This window comes from Micromonospora sp. NPDC005205 (assembly GCF_040608275.1).
GTDB lineage: Bacteria > Actinomycetota > Actinomycetes > Mycobacteriales > Micromonosporaceae > Micromonospora.
In genome coordinates this window covers 23,351-39,942 of the sequence record NZ_JBEXHV010000010.1, presented here as the reverse complement: position 1 = coordinate 39,942, position 16,592 = coordinate 23,351, and the positions used below count along the sequence as shown (strand labels likewise).

Sequence of the window (16,592 nt, the reverse complement as noted above, 5' to 3'; positions counted from 1 at the left end):
GGCAGAGCAGGAGCTTGGCATTCTGCCCGACGTCGGCGAGCGACGCCTTCCCGCGTACCCCCGGTCAGGATTCAGCCGACGGTGGACCTGGTGGCCCGGAAGGTACGCCGGTACGCGTCCGGGGGCACGCCGACGGTGCGGTGGAAGTGTCGACGCAGTGTCGCGGCGGTGCCCATGCCGGCCGCCTCGGCGACGGCGTCGATGCTGTCGTCGGTGTTCTCCAGCAGCTCCTGGGCACGGCGGACGCGCTGCGTCGACAGCCACAGCAGTGGGGTGGTGCCGGTGGCCGAACGGAAGTGGCGGGCCAGGTTGCGTGAGCTCATGTTCGCCTGCCGAGCCAGGTCCTCGACGGTCAGCGGCCGGTCCAGGCGGGCCAGGGCCCAGGGAAACAGGGTGGCCAGTGGGTGGTCGTCACGGGCGGGCACCGGGGTGGTGACGTACTGGGCCTGACCACCGGCGCGGTGCGGTGGCACGACCAGGCGGCGGGCGACGGCGTTGGCGACCGTCGAGCCGTGGTCGCGGCGGATCAGGTGCAGGCACAGGTCGATCCCGGCGGCCTTGCCGGCGGAGGCGAGCACGGTGCCGTTGTCGACGTAGAGCACGTCCGGGTCGACGCGGACCCGGGGATAGCGGGCGGCCAGCGCCTGGGTGTGGGCCCAGTGGGTGGTGGCCCGCTGCCCGTCGAGCACCCCGGCGGCGGCCAGCACGAACGCGCCGGTGCACAGCGAGACCATCCGGGCGCCCGCCAGGTGGGCCGCGCGGACCGCGTCGAGCAGGTCGGGGGGTACGTCCCCGTCGACGTCCTCGACCGACGGGATGATCACGGTGTCGGCGCGGGCGAGGCGGTCCAACCCGTCGTCGGGTGCCAGCAGGAAGCGGCCGACCCGGACCGGGCCGGGACCGCAGATCGCCACGTCGTACCAGGGATCGGCCAGGCCGGAGGGGTCGTGGGCGAAGACCTCGCAGGCAAGGGCCAGCTCGAAGTGGAGCATCCCGTCGGTGGCGGCGATCGCGACAAGGGCCATGTCCGAAACTGTACGAGGGATGGCGTTCCCGACACTGGTCGGTCGCCGGACGCTGCGGGAGGCTGGGCCCAGACGATCTTCCAAGGGGGCAGCGATGGGTTACAGCGTGGCGGTGTTCGGGGCGTACGGGCACACCGGACGGTTCGTGATGGCGGAGTTGCGTGAGCGCGGGTTCGGCGCGCTGCCGGTGGGCCGTGACCCGCGCCGGCTGGCGGCGTTCGGGCCCGGCTACCGGGTGGCGTCGGCCGACGATCCGGCCTCGCTCGACGCGGCGCTGGCCGGTGTGGACGCGGTCATCAACTGCGCGGGTCCGTTCGCGTCGACCGCCGCCGGTGTGATCGAGGCCGCGCTGCGCGCCGGGATCCCGTACGTGGACGTGGCGGCCGAGATCGAAGCCAACCTCGACACGTTCACCCACTTCACCGAGCGCGCCCGGGCCGCCGGTGTCGCGGTGGTCCCGGCGATGGCCTTCTTCGGCGGGCTCGGTGACCTGCTGGCGACGACGGCGATGGGCGACTGGACGTCGGCCGACGAGGCGCATGTCGCGTACGGACTGAGTAGCTGGCACCCGACGGCCGGGACGGTCGCCGCGGGCGTCGTGTCCCGCGAGCGCCGCGCCGGCCGTCGGGTCCGCTACACCGGCGGCCGGTTGGAGTACCAGTCCGGCGGGGACCTGCCGAGGGTGGACTGGGACTTCCCCGCGCCGCTGGGTCGCCGCAGCGTCCTCGGGGAGTTCAGCATGGCCGACGTCGTCACCATCCCCCGTCACCTGGTCATCCCCGAGGTCCGCACCTACATGACCGTCGACGCCGCCAGCGACCTCACCGCCGCGGCGGCACCGGTCGCGGTCGACGGGCGGGGCCGGTCCGCGCAGACGTTCACTGTCGACGTCATAGTGCGTCGCGGCGACGAGCGCCGCCGTGTCGTGGCCAGCGGCCGGGACATCTACGCCGTCAGCGCACCACTGGCCGTGGAAGCGGTCGGGCGCGTGCTCGATGGTCGGACGAGGACCAGCGGCGTCGCCTCCGCCGGCGAGATGTTCGACGCGCCCGACTTCCTGCGCGCGCTGTCGCCGGCCATCCGCGTCGAACCGGTCAGCGACTGAGACCGAGAATTCGCCGACAATTCGTTACTGAAAATTCGTAATCGTCGCACCGTAACCGGGCGGCAGGACTTAAAGGAAACTTAAGGCTGGACGAGCGAAAAATTGTCATCCGGAGCCGTCGCGCCGGCTGCCAGGGCGCTTGTCGACCGGCCTCCTTAATTCTTTTCCCGCGAGTTGATGCAGGCCTCTGACGTGCACATACTCGTTCCGACAGAGCTTCACCGTCGACTCGAAGGAAACCACTGGTAATGCGGACTCCCCCCGCGCACGTCGCACCGCCGGATCGGGCGCGAAAGCGTCGTCGCCTTACTCGCATCACGCTCGCCTCCGCGGTTGCCGCCGCGCTGGCCGGCAGCGGCATCTACATCGCCGGCGCTCAGGCCGAAGAGGTCGCCGTGCCCGGCCGGGTGCAGGCAGAGGCCTTCGCGGCACAGTCCGGGGCGCAGACCGAGGGCACCGGCGACGCCGACGGCGGCCGTAACGTTGGCTGGCTGGCCAGCGGCGACTGGCTGCGCTTCGACAATGTGTCGGTGACGGGCGCCGACCTGACCGCCCGGGTCGCCTCCCACAACGCCGCCGGCGGCACCGTCGAGTTGCGCCTCGGCGCGCAGGACGGTCCACTGCTGGCCGGCTTCCCGATCGCCCAGACCGGTGGTTGGCAGAAGTGGACGACCGTCACCGCGAAGGCGTCAGCCGTGCCGTCCGGCGCGCAGACCGTCTTCGCGGTCATGAAGAGCGCCTCGCCGTCGGACTTCGTGAACCTGAACTGGTTCACGTTCGGTCCCGCGAGGGGCACGTCTCCCAGCGCGTCGGCCACGCCGAGCACATCGGCCGCCCCTTCGGCCACGCCGAGTTCCACCGCGTCCGCGTCCCCGTCGACGTCCGTCCCGCCGAGCCCGCCGGCCGGCGGCTGGGTGCCCGTCGACCAGGCACAGTGGAGCAGGGAACTGGCGGCCTTCAACGCCATGAAGCCGAAGGCGGTGCCGCCGGGCACCACCCGGGTGCCGGAATTCCACACCGACTGCGGCGTCGCGAACTCGGCCCCGGACGATCCGATCGTCCTGCCTGGTCTCGCTGGCGCCTCGCACATGCACACCTTCTTCGGCCCGAAGATCGACGCCTTCACCACGACGGAGACGCTGTTCGACGCGGCGAACACCTGTAACGCCCCCGGTGACAAGAGCGCCTACTGGACCCCGGAGCTGCGCAAGGACGGCAAGGCGGTGCCGATCAAGAGCATGCGCATCTACTACGGCTCGCGGGTCAAGGACCCGTCGACCGTCAAGCCCTTCCCGCCGGGTCTGAGGGTGGTCGAAGGTGACGCCAAGCGGCAGGTGGACACCCCGAAGAACGCCGGTAGTAACCAGTTCTGGTGCGCGGGTAGCGCGGAGATCGGCCGCAGCGCCGACGGCAACTGGCCGAAGTGCGCCCCCGGCGGCAACCTGATCTTCCAGCTCGTCTTCAAGGACTGCTGGGACGGCAAGAACATCGACTCACCCGATCACAAGTCGCACATGGGCGACCCGGTGAACGGCGTCTGCACCGGCAAGTACCCGGTGGCCGTTCCGGATCTCTCCTTCATGGTCAACTATGAGTCGCTGGGGGGTGACGGCCTCAGCCTCTCCTCCGGCAAGCCGTCATCCATGCACGGCGACTTCATGAACGCCTGGGAACCGGAGCGTCTCGGCGACCTGGTGAAGTCCTGCCTCAACCAGAACGCCAAGTGCGGCGTCGACACGACGTTCGCCGGCGGCTGACCACCGCCTGCGATGCGACGGCCCCCACGCTGCGGCGTGGGGGCCGTCCGTCACCGCACCCGGTGGGACCGGGACACGAGGGTCAGATGACCAGCGTGAATCCCGCCGCCTTGCACGCGGCAGAGATGTCCTTGCCGGCCTTCTCGAAGGCCGGGTTGTCGGCGGCGGTCGCCGGGTCCGCCGCAGCCGCGGCCTTGGCCGCCTCCGCGCCGAACGCCCGCAGGGCAGTGGCCACCTTGCCGTCGCCGGTCGAGGCGACCGCGGCGATCTTCTTGTCCAGGTCGTTCAGGATCTTCTGGTAATCCGCCGCCGACGCCTCGCCGGTCGTGGCGACCTTGACCAGCTCGGCCTTCATCTCGTCGCTGACCTTCTTCGCCGACTCGCAAAGCTCCTTGTCGCTCGCGGCGCCCGCCGCAGGCGACGAGGCCGGCGTGGCGGCAGCGGAGGTGGCCACTGCGGACGGGGCTGCGGTGGTGGCAGCGGGCGTGGTGGATCCGGCGGTCGTCGCCTTGTCGGCGTCGCCACAGGCGGCGAGGGTCGTCGAAACGGCAAGGATCAACATGGCGGAGGCAAGACGGGAAGATTTCACGGACGCGGACGATATCCGAAGTCCAAACGTTGATCAATTCGCTCGGCGATCGGCCACTTCGCGTGCTGTCAGCGGCGATGTCACCGTCGCCCACTGGCCACCGCACGGTAACCACCAATGTGGACGGGAGCTGGTAGGAAGAGGCGAGTTGCCTCACCTCAGGGAGATGATCGTGGCACGTTCGCACCTGTCCCGTCGTTCGCTGCTGACCGCCGGTGGCGCCGCCGCTGTGGCCCTCGGCGCGGCCGCAGCCAGCCCGTCCGCCGCCTCCGCCGCGCCAGCCGAAAGCCCGATCGACACGCCAACGGAGGCGCTGCGTCGGCTACAGGCCGGCAACCGGCGGTTCACCTCCGGTCACGGCCGGCACCCGCACCAGAGCCTGTCCGACCTGCACCGGCTCGCCGCCGGCCAGCACCCGTTCGCCATCACGGTCGGCTGCGCGGACTCCCGGGTGGCCCCCGAGGTGCTCTTCGACCAAGGGCTGGGTGACCTGTTCGACAACCGGGTGGCCGGCAACATCGTCGACGACCTGCTGCTCGGCAGCGTCGAGTTCGCCGTGGAGGAGTTCGGCAGCCTGCTGGTCGTCGTCCTCGGCCACGAACGCTGCGGCGCGATCACCGCCACCATCGACGCCATCCACACCGGCGGTACGGCGCCCGGGCACATCGGGACCATCGTGGACGCCCTGCGCCCGATCGTCGAGCCGGTACTGAACCAGCCCGGCGACCCCGTGGAGAACGGGGTGCGCGCCAACATCGCCGCCCAGGTGGAGGCGCTCAGCGCACGCAGCACCATCATCGCGGAGAAGGTGCACGAGGGCGCGCTGCGGGTGGTGGGCGCCCGCTACGACCTGGACAACGGGCGGGTTTCCCTGGTCGCCTGAAACCGTCACCCGATCCTGGGCCACCCGGACAGCGACGCTGGTCGGTCATCCACTGCCGCCGACCAGCGCCGCCGGTCGCGTCGCGGCCGACGGGTACGGCGGTAGTAGGACCATCCGGCCAGTGGCAACGCGATCGTCCAGGCCAACAGGAGCGGGAGACCGATCAGGACGCCGGTCGGGGTGAAGATGTCCTCCGTGCCGGGCTCCCTCAGGTCCGCCGCGAACTGCCAGGGCAGGGTCGCCGAGTAGCCGATCATCAGGGCGGATCCCAGCACCGTTGGCGTCAGCGGCAACCACTGTGGCACCCGACGTCCGCGCAGCCATGGCACCCACCGGGGGAAGACCACGCCCCAGTCCTTGATGAGCCCCAGCGCCAGTACGCCGCCGAGCCCGGCGAGGACGCACAGCAGGCCCAGGTAGAACGCGCCGGGCGGCAGGCCCAGAAAGCCGTCGACCGGATGGTCCCCCACGCCGGGCCCACGACCGTGGTACCACTCGCGGAACGGACCGGGATGGGCGAACACCGGGATGCCGAGGATCCATGGCACGTGCAGCGGGATGAAGCCCAGTACGGGGGCCATCCACGCCACGTGCCCGGCTCGGCGGGCCCAGGACGGCGGTGGTGGCGGGGCGGGCATGGCATTCGTGTGCGGTGTTCGAGTCACGGCGTCGTCTCCATCAGCGGCGGGCGTTGGCACATCCGAGATCACCGTCGCCGAACGGCGCGGCGAGCGGATCGCCGCGCGGAGGGACTCGTCTCCCCCGCCGTAGGAATGGCGCCCTTTCGTCACAACGGTGCGTGTGACGAAAGCACTTCCCGGCAGCGGGCCGCGCTCCGGAGGCTGGACACCATGAATGTGACTAGGCTCGACCCACCGGGCGACGGCCACCCACAGCCCTCGCCCGGGGACACCCGCGCCCGCATCACCGTCGTGGACGCACTGCGCGGCTGCGCGCTGCTGCTCATCCTGCTGGTGAACATCGCGTTCTTCAGCTCCGGCTACGACTTCCACCTGGTCGAGGACCCGACGCACGGCGCGGTGGACGTGCTGATCGCCGGCGCGGTGGAGCTGTTCTTCGCGATGAAGGCCTACCTGCTGTTCGCCTTCCTGTTCGGTTACAGCTTCACCCTGCAACTCGACTCCGCGGCTCGACGCGGAGCGGCGTTCCGCCCGGCGTTCCTGCGCCGGCTCTCGGGGTTGTTCGTTCTCGGCGTACTGCACGCGGTGCTGCTGTTCCACGGCGACATCCTCACCACGTACGCGCTGCTCGGTCTCGTGCTCCTCGCGGTCCGGCGGATCGAGCCCCGCACCGCGCTGATCGCGGCGGCGACCATCATCGGCGGCATCGCCGTGGTGGTCGGGGTCGCCGCGGTCCTCGGCGCCACACTGGTTCCGGACGAGGCCGCCGCGCTCGGCGCCGGCGCGCGTTCCACGCTGGCTCTGGGCGGCGGCTTGGACGATGTCGTCCTGGAGCATCTTCGGTCGATGCCAGCGATGATCGGCGGCCTCGCCGTGCAGGGGCCGCTGGCGTTCGCGGCGTTCCTGGTCGGTCTCGCCGCCGGCAAGCAGCGGCTCCTCGCCACCCTGCCCGCCCACGAGGACCTGCTGCGCCGGTGCGAGAAGGTGGGGTACCCCATCGGCCTGGCCGGCGCCGCCGTGTTCGCGGTCGGTGGTTCCACCGCGAACCTGACCGGACTGATGGTCAGCATCGTCACCGCGCCGTTCCTGGCCGCCGCCTACGCCGCGACCCTGCTGCGACTGTTCACGCGGCGGCCGCGCCTCGCGGACGCGTTCGCGCCCGCCGGGCGGATGGCCCTGACCAACTACCTGGCCCAGTCGCTGGTGTGCGTGCTCGTCTTCACCGGCCTCGGGTGGGGCCTGGTCGGCCGCACCTCGCCGGCACAGACACTGCTGATCGCACTGGTGATCTTCGCGGGGCAACTGGTGGTCAGTGCGTGGTGGCTACGGCGGTTCCGGTACGGCCCCGTCGAATGGGCGCTGCGCGCCTGGACCCACCGGGCGCGCCGCCCCAACTAGGGTGCTGACATGGTCGATCGGCACCAGGTGATGAGCTTCCGGGTCCGGGCCCAGCAGCTCGACCGCGACGAGGGCACAATCGCCGACACCGCCGTCCTGGACCTCGGGGTGCAGAACACCGGTCCGGACGGCGCACGGTGGGCACTGGCGGTACGCGGGGTCGACGTGACCGCGCTGTCCGACACCGACCTGGTCCTGCTGTGGACGGTGCGGGGCGCTCCCCACCTCTACCGCCGGGCCGACGTTGCCAAGGTGGCGGCGGCGGTCGAACCCTTCTCCGAGGCCGACGCGGGCAAGCGCATCTACGACGCCGCGAAACCGTTGAAGGCCGCCGGCATCGACACCCTCGAGGCCCTGGACGAGATCGCCGACCGGATGCGTGCCATCGTCAGCACGCCCACCGTCAAGGGGGACGTCTCCGGCCGCCTGGCCACCATGCTGCCCGAGCCCTATCTGCGGTTCTGCCGGCCCTGCGACGCCACGCACCTCTACGAGATGCCGTTCCGGCTCGCCGCCGTGCGGGCCGGAGTGGAGCTGCAGCTCGACACCTCACCACCGGTCCTGCGGCGCATCACCGGCTTCAGGAAGGCAGGCACCGCTGGTGACCGCTTCGACCTCATCCGCGCCTATCTTCGCCTGCTCGGCCCGGCCACCCCGAAACAGGTCGCCGACTACCTTGACTCCCCCGTGAAGGACGTGAAGGCGCACTGGCCCGACGACGTGATCGAGGTGACGGTCGACCGCGAGGTGCGCTCACTGCTGGCCGCCGACGAGGAGGCGCTGGCGTCCGCCGACGGCACTGTCACCCGACTGCTCGGCCCGTTCGACCTGTTCCTCCAGGCCAAGGACCGGGCAACGCTGGTGCCGGACGCCACCCACGCCAAGGAGCTGTGGCCGGTGTTGGGTCGCCCCGGCGCCGTCCTGGTCGACGGCGAGCTGGTGGGCACCTGGCGGCCCCGCAAGTCCGGCAGGACGTTCACCGTCGCCGTCCAGCCGTGGCAGCGGTTGTCGGACGCCACACGTAAGGCCATCACCGTGCAGGCCGAACGCCTCGCGGCGTACCGCTCCGTCTCCCTCAGCGGCGTCGACTTCGGCAGCTAGACGGCTACTCACTCCACCGTCCACGAGATCGCGGGCGGGTGCACCCGAGCGCAGACGGGCTCACCGGCGGCATCGGTCAACCCGACCCGGCCGACCAGCGTCCCGTTGCCCTCATGGGCGGCGCGCAGCAGCTCGGTCGGCACGTCGGTGAACATCAACTTCGCTCGTCGGAACATGGCGAAGCCGTCAGGGGTCACCGCACCCCAGCTCAGATAGAGAAACCGCGCCCCGGGGCGGCCGTGCACCCAGGGGCCACCGACGTCGAGCACACCGTCGACCTCACGGCTGGACACCTCGAAGGACCAGGTGGCGCTGGCCGCGTCGGCCGGGACCTGATGGACCACCTCGGCCTTGCGCTGAACCCCGACGTGTACGTTGCCCCGCCGCAGCGCGTCGGCCTCCGCACCGGGACGCTGACCTGGGAGATCGCTGCCGTCGATCCTGATCCGCATGGCACCGACTCTAGTTAGTCGGCCGGTTGCCCAGCGGTGTCGTCCTCGCCGTACTCGCCGCGGATGGGCAGGTAGTAGGCGGGCAGGAACCCAGCGATGATGGCGACGCCGGCGATCGGCACGAACGCGCCGACGAGGATGCCGGAGCCGATCCAGACCAGCGCGAGCGCGAACCGGCGACCGATGGCCCGCGCACCGATGGGACCGAGGCCGGGGTCCAGCAGTCCGGCCCGCCGAAGGTGCGCCCACACGATGTTGAAGAGAGCCGCCGCCGTCCACAGTGTGCCGCCGTAGACGACGACCGACGCGCGCAGCCCCTGCTCCGCGCGCAACGCGTCGGCGAGCAGTGACGTGGAGAACGGCAGGAACGCGATGACCATAAGGAGCAACGTGTTGAGGAACAGGACCCCTCGGTCGACGTGCCGGACACGGTCGAACATGACGTGGTGATTCACCCACACCTGCCCGATGAGCAGGAAGCTCAACGCGTAGGCCAGGTACGACGGCCACAGCGCACCGAGCCCCTGAACAAGGCGCTCGAAGTCGTCGGGCGGTTGGATCTCCAGCACGAGGAGCGTCACGGCGATCGCGAAGACACCGTCGCTGAAAGCCAGCAACCGGCCCGGACTACGGGTGAGCCGTAAAGTTTCCCTTTTGGGAGGCACGTAGCGAATTATGCAATAAATCAGCTTCCGTCATTGACGGAGCGACGCCAGAACTGGCGTGGCGCAAAACCTTCACGTCGCAGCCAGTGCTCGGTGTAGACGATCCGCTCCGCCTCGACGACCACGAGTGTGTTCTCGGGTGGCTCGGACAGCGCCCGCCCCTGCTCGGCGTGCTCGTTCTCCCACCGAACCGCTTCCCAGTAGTGCGCGCGGTCCGGATGCTGCGGTGCAAGCACCCTGGCCGTCCCGAACAGTTGGGCGCCGCGGCTGCTGGCCAACCCGACCAGCGGCGCGAAGATGCCGATGGACACGCGCGGGTCGGCGGCGATATTGCGGATCTTCGGAGACCGTGGCGCGGCGGTGAAGAGCACCGCGAAGCCGAGCGGGTAGTACCGCACCGGGGTGGCCAACGGACCGTCCGGCCCTGCGGTCGCGAGCACGCACATGTTCTGCGACGACAACAGGTTGAGCAGGCGCTCCTCAAGCCGTTCACGATCGAGCCGCTTGGCTGGTGTGGGCTCCGACAGCCAGGGATTCGTCAACGGCATACGACGTCCTCGATCATGGCGAGCACCCTAACCGCGTGACCCGCCCTCGAGATCGGCAGGTCGCGCCCTACGCCGTTCTGCGCAGGTAGGTCTCGGCCAACTGGCGAAGGCGCGTGCGGTCGAAGCTGTCCCCGTGGCCGGGATGGACGAGGGACACGTCGAGGTCGACGAGGACCTGCATGCTTCGGCGGTACGCGGCCACGTCGGAGTTCGGCAGATTGTCGATCAGGGCGCCCTCGTAGATGATGTCGCCCGAGTACAGCGTCCCGGTGTGTTCCTCCAGCAGTGCGATGCTTCCGGGCGTGTGGCCGGGAAGGTGCAGCACTGTCAGCACCCGCCCGCCCAGGTCGATGCGGTCGCCGTCGTCGAGCAGACGGTGCAGGGTCATCGGTGCGACGCGGTAGGCAGCAGGGTCGTAATCGGGATCGGGCAGAACATCGATCATGAGATCCGGGATGTCTTCTCCGGCACCGGCGATGCCCAGCTTGTCGAAGAGTTCCACCCCGTACAGGCTCGCCGGTACGCCCGCTGCCAGGATCCCCGCCTCGGCCGGGTGGGCGGCCCGGTCCCCGAACTCCGACGCCCCACCGACGTGATCCAGGTGCGCGTGGGTGAGCACGACCATCGGATCACGCTCGAACAGGCTCGGAATCGCCTCCCGCAGAGCGACGACACCGAGCCCGGCGTCGATCACGATGTCCCGATCGTTGCCCCGCAACCACCAGAAGTTCGCCGACAGCAGTTCGTTGACGTGCGGTTCCGAGACCCGGACGACGTCGCCGTCCGTTTCGGCCCGCGTGTACCAGTCGACCATGACCGAGAGTGTGCCAGCGCGGAGATGCCTCTTCTATCCCTGACCGACGGCCTGAGCGATGGCGAGGGTGTGCTGGTACTCGCGCCAGTGGGCCAGTTTGCCGCCCCGGGTCCGCAGCACCCCGATGAATGGCGCTGAGGCGGTCAGCCCGGTCACCGTGTGGGTGCCGACCAGTTCGTATTCGACCACGATCACCTCGGGATCAGCGGTCTCGTGCAGGAGCACGTTGCGACAGTCGTCGAACCGGACCGGGAACATCGCCCTGCCGGCCTGCGTGTGTTCAAGGACCTGCTGCTTCCCTTCGATACGGGTAGGGCGGCCGGGTGCGGCAAACGGCGTCTCGAGCACCACGTCGTCGGCGAGCGAGTCGGCCTCGTAGGTGGGCAGGTTCGCGAGCCACCGGGCGCGCATGCTGTCGAAGATCTCGCTTGGTGTCACGTCGTCCTCCTGGATAATGAGTCATGACTCGACTTATCCGTACGAGAATAATGAGTGGAGACTCACTTTGATAGAGGGGTCGCCGCTGCGTGCCGACGCGCAGCGCAACCGGGCGCGCATCCTCGACGCCGCCGAGGCGATCTTCGCCGAGTTCGGTACCCGTGCGTCCACCGAGGAGGTGGCCCGCAGGGCCGGCGTTGCCATCGGTACGGTCTTTCGGCACTTTCCCACCAAGGACGACCTGCTCGCCGCGATCATGAAGCGACTGCTCGCGCAACTCGTCGAGGAAGCCGGAAAACATGACCTCTTCACGTTCTTCACCCACCTGGTGGCGCAGGCCGCCGCGAAGAAGACCGTCGTCGACCTGCTCGCCGGGTCCGGGGTGGACATCCGGCTTCCCGACGCGGTGAGTCACCTGGAGGAGGCGGTGGGCAGGCTGCTGGAGCAGGCGCGAGCCGCCGGAGCCGTCGCCGACTCGGTACGGCTACCCGAGACGATGGCGCTCCTCAGCAGCCTGTGCCAGGGCGCTCTGCATGGTGGGTGGGACCAGAAGTTGCAAGCCCGAACGCTCACGGTCGTCTTCGCCGGCCTGGAGCGCGACTGACCGCAGCAGACGGGGCCAGCACCGCTCCGGCACAAGGGCCGGGAACGCCCGAACCGCCAATCCGGACGAGTACGACATGAAAGACTCGCCCGGCTGGCGGAAGGGGCGGGGATGCAATCAACCTGGCTCGTGGCGCTCTCCTGGGCTTCGCTCGCGGTCGGCGTCGTCAGCTTCGCGGTCGTGCTGGCCGACACCTATCTGCGCGGGCACCGTCAGCCGGTCCGGGTCATGGAGATCGTCTGGCTGGTGACCGTCCTCTACATCGGCCCGGCCGCCGTCCGCCTCTACTGGAACTGGGGCAGGCCCGAGGCGTTCTCTCGACGGCGGCAGGAGGGGCAACCGCGACGGCCCCGTCGGGGCATCGTCGTGACCCACGTGTCCCGCTGCGGCGCGCACTGCGCTCTCGGGTTCATCGTCGCCGAGATCGCCCTGTACGCCGTGAGATTCGACCCGGCCGAGGACCCGCTGTGGGTCGACTACGCCGGCGACTACCTGATGGCGGTGACGATCGCCGTGCTCTTCCGGTACTTCGCCGGGCCGGGTCGCAGCCTCGGAAAGGTCTGGCACGCGCTGTCGAAGGTCGGCAGGATCGAGCTGCTGACCATCACCGTGTTCGAGGTGGCGCTGTTCGCGTGGCTGACGCTCGCCCATCGGGTGGTCCTGCCGGAGCCACCCCTGAGACCCGACAGCGCCACGTTCTGGTTCGCCGGTCAGCTCGGGCTGATAGCTGGATTCATAGCGGCCTGGCCCACCGCCTCCTGGCAGCTCGGCCGAGGGCTGAAGATCGAGCAGCGCCGACTTCCCTACGACTGAGCGGGGGCCTGATCGCCCGCGCGGCCGCCCCGCCAAGAACCAACGGCAAGGAGATCACTCTCCCTGCCACTTCTAACGTATACCGCACCTGGGGGCTTGCGGCAAGACCCCGGTCGTGGCGCAGAATCGGCGGCCGGACCAGCACAAACGAGGTAACGGGGGCGCGACGTGGGTGTGTTGTCGATGGACGGGGACCGCGGCGACCGGGCACCACTGTTGGATCTTCGAGAGGTCGACGAGACGCAGGTGTCGGTGGTCGGCGGCAAGGCCGCGCACCTGGGCGCGCTGTACCGGATCGACGGTATCCGGGTGCCGGCGGGGTTCTGCGTGACGACGGCGGCCTTCCGGAAGGTCATGGCGCAGACGCCGTCGATCGACGATCGGCTCGATCAGCTGTCGCGGTTGAGCCCGGACGACCGGGAGGCGATCAGCACGCTCAGCGCGGAGATCCGCCGCAGCGTCGAGGAGACACCGTTTCCGGGCGACCTGGCCGCCGCGATCACCGGCGCGCTCGCCCGGTTCGGCGAGCAGGCCGCCTACGCCGTACGGTCCAGCGCGACGGCGGAGGACACGCCCACCGCGTCCTTCGCCGGCCAGCAGGACACCTACCTGAACGTGGTGGGGCCGGAGGCGGTTCTGCGGCACGTCAGCCGGTGCTGGGCGTCACTGTTCACCGAGCGGGCCGTCATCTACCGCCTGCGCAACGGCATCGACCACCGCACCGTCCAGATGGCTGTCGTCGTACAGCGGATGGTTCTTCCGGATGCCTCCGGCATCCTGTTCACGGCGGACCCGGTGACGGGCGACCGGAAGGTCGCGACAGTCGACGCCAGCTTCGGCCTCGGCGAGGCCCTGGTGTCCGGTCTGGTGAACCCGGACGTCTTCACTGTGCGCGACGGTGAGGTGGTCGCCAGCACGGTCGCCGCGAAGGAGCGTGCCGTCACCGCGCTGCCCGGCGGCGGGACGCGGGAAGTGGCGATCGACCCGCAGCGGCAGGAGCTGCCGGCGCTGACGCAGGCTCAGGCGCTGCGGCTGGTGCGGCTCGGGCGACGGATCGAGGCGCACTTCGGCCGCCCGCAGGACATCGAATGGTGCCTGGTCGACGACGACTTCCAGATCGTGCAGAGCCGGCCGATCACGACGCTGTTCCCCGTCCCGGCGGTCGACGACCAGGAGAACCACGTCTACCTCTCGGTCGGTCACCAGCAGATGATGACCGACGCCATGCGGCCGTTGGGCCTCTCCATGTGGCAGCTGACCGCCATGGCCCGGATGTTGGCGGCCGGCGGGAGGTTGTTCGTCGACGCCACCCGGCTGTTGGCCTCCCCCACCAGCCGCGCCGGCTTCCTCAAGATGGCGGGGCGCGACGATCCGCTGATGCGCGACGCGTTGGAGACCCTGCTCGACCGCCGGGACTTCGTTCCGACTCTGCCGGACCAGGCCGGTCCGGGTGGGCCGACGACCGGCGGCCCGTCCACCTCGGGCGAGGCCGACCCGGCGATCGTGACCGAGCTGATCGAGCGCAGCGAGGTGTCCATCGCCGCCCTGCGACGCGACATCGCGACGGTGACCGGTACGGCGCTGTTCGACTTCCTGCATGAGGCGTTCCAGGAGCACAAGCGGGTCCTCAGTGATCCGTTGAACATGCAGGCGATCATGGCGGGCATGGAGGCCACCTGGTGGCTCAACGACCGGCTGCACGAGTGGCTGGGCGAGAAGAACGCCGCGGACACCCTCACCCTCTCCGCCCCCGGCAACGTCACGTCGGAGATGGGGCTGGCGCTGCTCGACGTCGCCGACGTGATCCGTCCGTATCCGGAGGTGGTGGCGTTCCTTCAGGACGTCGCGCATGACGACTTCCTCGACGATCTGCCGAAGGTCACGGGCGGGGCCGAGGCGCGCGCCGCCATCGAGGCGTACCTCGATCGGTACGGAATGCGCTGCGTCGGCGAGATCGACATCACCAGGCCACGGTGGAGCGAACGCCCCGCCACGCTCGTGCCCGTACTCCTCGACAACGTCAGGCTCTTCGAGCCGGGCGCGGCCCGGCGGCGCTTCGAGCAGGGCCAACAGCGGGCGCGGCAGCAGGCACAAGAGGTGTTGACGCGCCTGCGGACGCTGCCGGACGGGCAGCAGAAGGCCGACGAGACCGCGCGGATGATCGACCGGGTGCGGGCCTTCATCGGCTATCGGGAGTACCCGAAGTACGACATCGTCAGCCGCTACTTCCTGTACAAGCAGGCACTGCTGGCAGAGGCCGAGCGGCTGGTGCACGCCGGGGTGCTCGCCGAGCAGGAGGACGTCTTCTACCTCACGTTCCAGGAGTTCCACGAGGTGGTCCGCACACACCGGGTGGACGCCGCGCTGATCCGGCAGCGTCGCGACGAGTTCCGGGCGCACCAGGCGCTCACCCCGCCCCGGGTGCTGACCTCCGACGGCGAGGTCATCACCGGCGCGTACCGACGCGACGACCTGCCGGCCGGCGCCCTGGCCGGTGTGCCGGTGTCCGCCGGGACTGTCGAGGGACGTGCCCGCGTCATCCTGGACATGGCGCAGGCCGACCTCGAAGCGGGTGACATCCTCGTCACGGCCCACACGGACCCGAGCTGGACGCCGCTGTTCGTCGGCATCGCCGGCCTGGTCACGGAGGTCGGCGGGTTGATGACGCACGGCGCGGTGATCGCGAGGGAGTATGGCCTGCCGGCTGTCGTCAGCGTGCTCGACGCCACCCGGCTGATTCGCGACGGGCAGCGGATCCGCGTGCACGGCAGTGACGGGTACGTCGAGATCCTGCCCTGACCGACGGCACCCGCAGGAGGAGTGACATGGCGTTCCCGGCCCGGCGTCTGGCCACAGTGGTGGCCACGGCGGTGACAGTGGTGTCGCTGGCGGGGTGCAGCGGCGGCGGCAACCGCGACTCCACCGGGGCACGGACGACGCCGAGCCCGGAGGTGACCCTCGCACCGTCGCCGGCCGCCGATCAGGAGTTCCGTCGGCTGGAGGAGCAGTTCGGGGCGCGGCTGGGGATCTACGCCGTCGACACGGGCACCGGTCGCACCGTTGAGTACCGCGCCGACGAGCGGTTCGCGTACGCCTCGACGTGGAAGGCCCTCGCTGCCGCCCAGGTGCTCGACGGCACCACCGACGCCCAACTGGACCGGGTGGTGCGGTATCCGGCGCGGGACCTGGTGGCGCACTCCCCTGTCACCGAGAAGCACGTCGGCGAGGGCATGAGCCTGCGCGCTCTGGCCGACGCCGCCGTGCGCTACAGCGACAACACCGCCGGCAACCTGCTGCTGCGCCACCTCGGCGGGCCGGCGGGGTTCGAGGCGAAGCTGCGCGCGCTCGGCGACACGGTCACCGAGGCGGCCCGCTACGAGACCGCGCTGAACGAGGGAACACCTGGCGACGAGCGGGACACCAGCACCGCGCGGGCCCTGGCCGGCGACCTGCGGGCGTACACAGTGGGGGTTGCTTTGGAACCGGCGGACCGCGACGTGCTGCGCGGCTGGTTGCGGGGCAACACCACCGGCACGGCGCTGGTCCGCGCCGGGGTGCCGGCCGGCTGGGTGGTCGGGGACAAGACCGGGACCGGCGGGTACGGCACCCGCAACGACATAGCGGTGATCTGGCCGCCCGACCGGGCCCCGATCGTGCTGGCGGTGCTGTCCAGTCGCGACACGAAGGACGCCACCCCCGACGACGCGCTCATCGCCCGGGCCACCCGGGTGGTCGTCGCCCAGCTGTGAACGCCAGGAG

At 70.2% G+C, this 16,592-nt stretch carries 17 protein-coding genes; 9 read left to right on the top strand and 8 right to left on the bottom strand.

Going from position 1 to position 16,592, the window contains the following annotated elements; genetic code table 11:
* Positions 1–71: 71 nt before the first annotated feature.
* Positions 72–1,025 carry a helix-turn-helix domain-containing protein gene (locus ABZU43_RS19225; protein ID WP_355007852.1) on the bottom strand — a complete coding sequence of 318 codons (954 nt, stop codon included), beginning with the start codon at positions 1,023–1,025 and terminating at the stop codon, positions 72–74.
* 94 nt (positions 1,026–1,119) lie between these two features.
* Between ABZU43_RS19225 and ABZU43_RS19220 the strand changes: the two genes are divergently transcribed.
* Together ABZU43_RS19220 and ABZU43_RS19215 are read left to right on the top strand one after the other, a co-directional pair.
* Positions 1,120–2,130 (top strand): saccharopine dehydrogenase NADP-binding domain-containing protein, encoded by a 1,011-nt coding sequence (locus tag ABZU43_RS19220; protein WP_355007851.1) that lies wholly within the window; start codon positions 1,120–1,122, stop codon positions 2,128–2,130.
* Between the two features lie 248 nt (positions 2,131–2,378).
* Positions 2,379–3,887: a DUF1996 domain-containing protein gene (locus ABZU43_RS19215; RefSeq protein WP_355007850.1), complete on the top strand. Its 1,509-nt coding sequence runs from the start codon at positions 2,379–2,381 to the stop codon at positions 3,885–3,887.
* Between the two features lie 82 nt (positions 3,888–3,969).
* Here ABZU43_RS19215 and ABZU43_RS19210 read toward each other — a convergent pair whose 3' ends face one another.
* Positions 3,970–4,476 (bottom strand): hypothetical protein, encoded by a 507-nt coding sequence (locus ABZU43_RS19210; protein WP_355007849.1) that lies wholly within the window; start codon positions 4,474–4,476, stop codon positions 3,970–3,972.
* A gap of 172 nt (positions 4,477–4,648) precedes the next feature.
* On the opposite strand from ABZU43_RS19210, the gene ABZU43_RS19205 reads away from it, so the two are divergent.
* Entirely contained in the window at positions 4,649–5,359 is a 711-nt protein-coding gene (locus tag ABZU43_RS19205; protein ID WP_355007848.1) for a carbonic anhydrase, read from the top strand.
* 5 nt (positions 5,360–5,364) lie between these two features.
* Here the strand turns inward: ABZU43_RS19205 and ABZU43_RS19200 are convergent, their stop codons facing one another.
* Positions 5,365–6,024, bottom strand: coding sequence for a hypothetical protein (locus ABZU43_RS19200; protein WP_355007847.1), 660 nt, complete (start codon positions 6,022–6,024; stop codon positions 5,365–5,367).
* A 186-nt stretch (positions 6,025–6,210) separates the two neighbouring features.
* On the opposite strand from ABZU43_RS19200, the gene ABZU43_RS19195 reads away from it, so the two are divergent.
* Positions 6,211–7,398, top strand: coding sequence for a DUF418 domain-containing protein (locus ABZU43_RS19195; protein ID WP_355007846.1), 1,188 nt, complete (start codon positions 6,211–6,213; stop codon positions 7,396–7,398).
* 9 nt (positions 7,399–7,407) lie between these two features.
* On the top strand, positions 7,408–8,499 hold the full coding sequence (locus ABZU43_RS19190) for a winged helix DNA-binding domain-containing protein (RefSeq protein WP_355007845.1): 1,092 nt from the start codon (positions 7,408–7,410) through the stop codon (positions 8,497–8,499).
* Positions 8,500–8,507: 8 nt separating this feature from the next.
* Here the strand turns inward: ABZU43_RS19190 and ABZU43_RS19185 are convergent, their stop codons facing one another.
* The 5 genes from ABZU43_RS19185 to ABZU43_RS19165 form a co-directional block, all read right to left on the bottom strand.
* Entirely contained in the window at positions 8,508–8,951 is a 444-nt protein-coding gene (locus ABZU43_RS19185) for a DUF5990 family protein (protein WP_355007844.1), read from the bottom strand.
* 14 nt (positions 8,952–8,965) lie between these two features.
* On the bottom strand, positions 8,966–9,568 hold the full coding sequence (locus ABZU43_RS19180) for a TMEM175 family protein (RefSeq protein WP_355007843.1): 603 nt from the start codon (positions 9,566–9,568) through the stop codon (positions 8,966–8,968).
* Between the two features lie 68 nt (positions 9,569–9,636).
* A complete protein-coding gene (locus ABZU43_RS19175; protein ID WP_355007842.1) occupies positions 9,637–10,164 on the bottom strand; it encodes a pyridoxamine 5'-phosphate oxidase family protein in 528 nt (175 codons plus the stop codon).
* A 67-nt stretch (positions 10,165–10,231) separates the two neighbouring features.
* On the bottom strand, positions 10,232–10,978 hold the full coding sequence (locus tag ABZU43_RS19170) for an MBL fold metallo-hydrolase (protein WP_355007841.1): 747 nt from the start codon (positions 10,976–10,978) through the stop codon (positions 10,232–10,234).
* 33 nt (positions 10,979–11,011) lie between these two features.
* The gene (locus ABZU43_RS19165; RefSeq protein WP_355007840.1) at positions 11,012–11,416 is read right to left on the bottom strand and encodes a nuclear transport factor 2 family protein; all 405 of its coding nucleotides are present in this window, start codon (positions 11,414–11,416) and stop codon (positions 11,012–11,014) included.
* A 67-nt stretch (positions 11,417–11,483) separates the two neighbouring features.
* On the opposite strand from ABZU43_RS19165, the gene ABZU43_RS19160 reads away from it, so the two are divergent.
* The 4 genes from ABZU43_RS19160 to bla all read left to right on the top strand — a co-directional run bounded on the left by ABZU43_RS19160 (position 11,484) and on the right by bla (position 16,582).
* A complete protein-coding gene (locus ABZU43_RS19160) occupies positions 11,484–12,020 on the top strand; it encodes a helix-turn-helix domain-containing protein (protein ID WP_355007839.1) in 537 nt (178 codons plus the stop codon).
* 111 nt (positions 12,021–12,131) lie between these two features.
* Entirely contained in the window at positions 12,132–12,833 is a 702-nt protein-coding gene (locus ABZU43_RS19155; protein ID WP_355007838.1) for a DUF4396 domain-containing protein, read from the top strand.
* Positions 12,834–13,016: 183 nt separating this feature from the next.
* Entirely contained in the window at positions 13,017–15,632 is a 2,616-nt protein-coding gene (gene rph, locus ABZU43_RS19150) for a rifamycin-inactivating phosphotransferase (protein ID WP_355007837.1), read from the top strand.
* A 26-nt stretch (positions 15,633–15,658) separates the two neighbouring features.
* Positions 15,659–16,582 (top strand): class A beta-lactamase, encoded by a 924-nt coding sequence (bla, locus tag ABZU43_RS19145; protein ID WP_355007836.1) that lies wholly within the window; start codon positions 15,659–15,661, stop codon positions 16,580–16,582.
* Positions 16,583–16,592 lie beyond the last annotated feature (10 nt).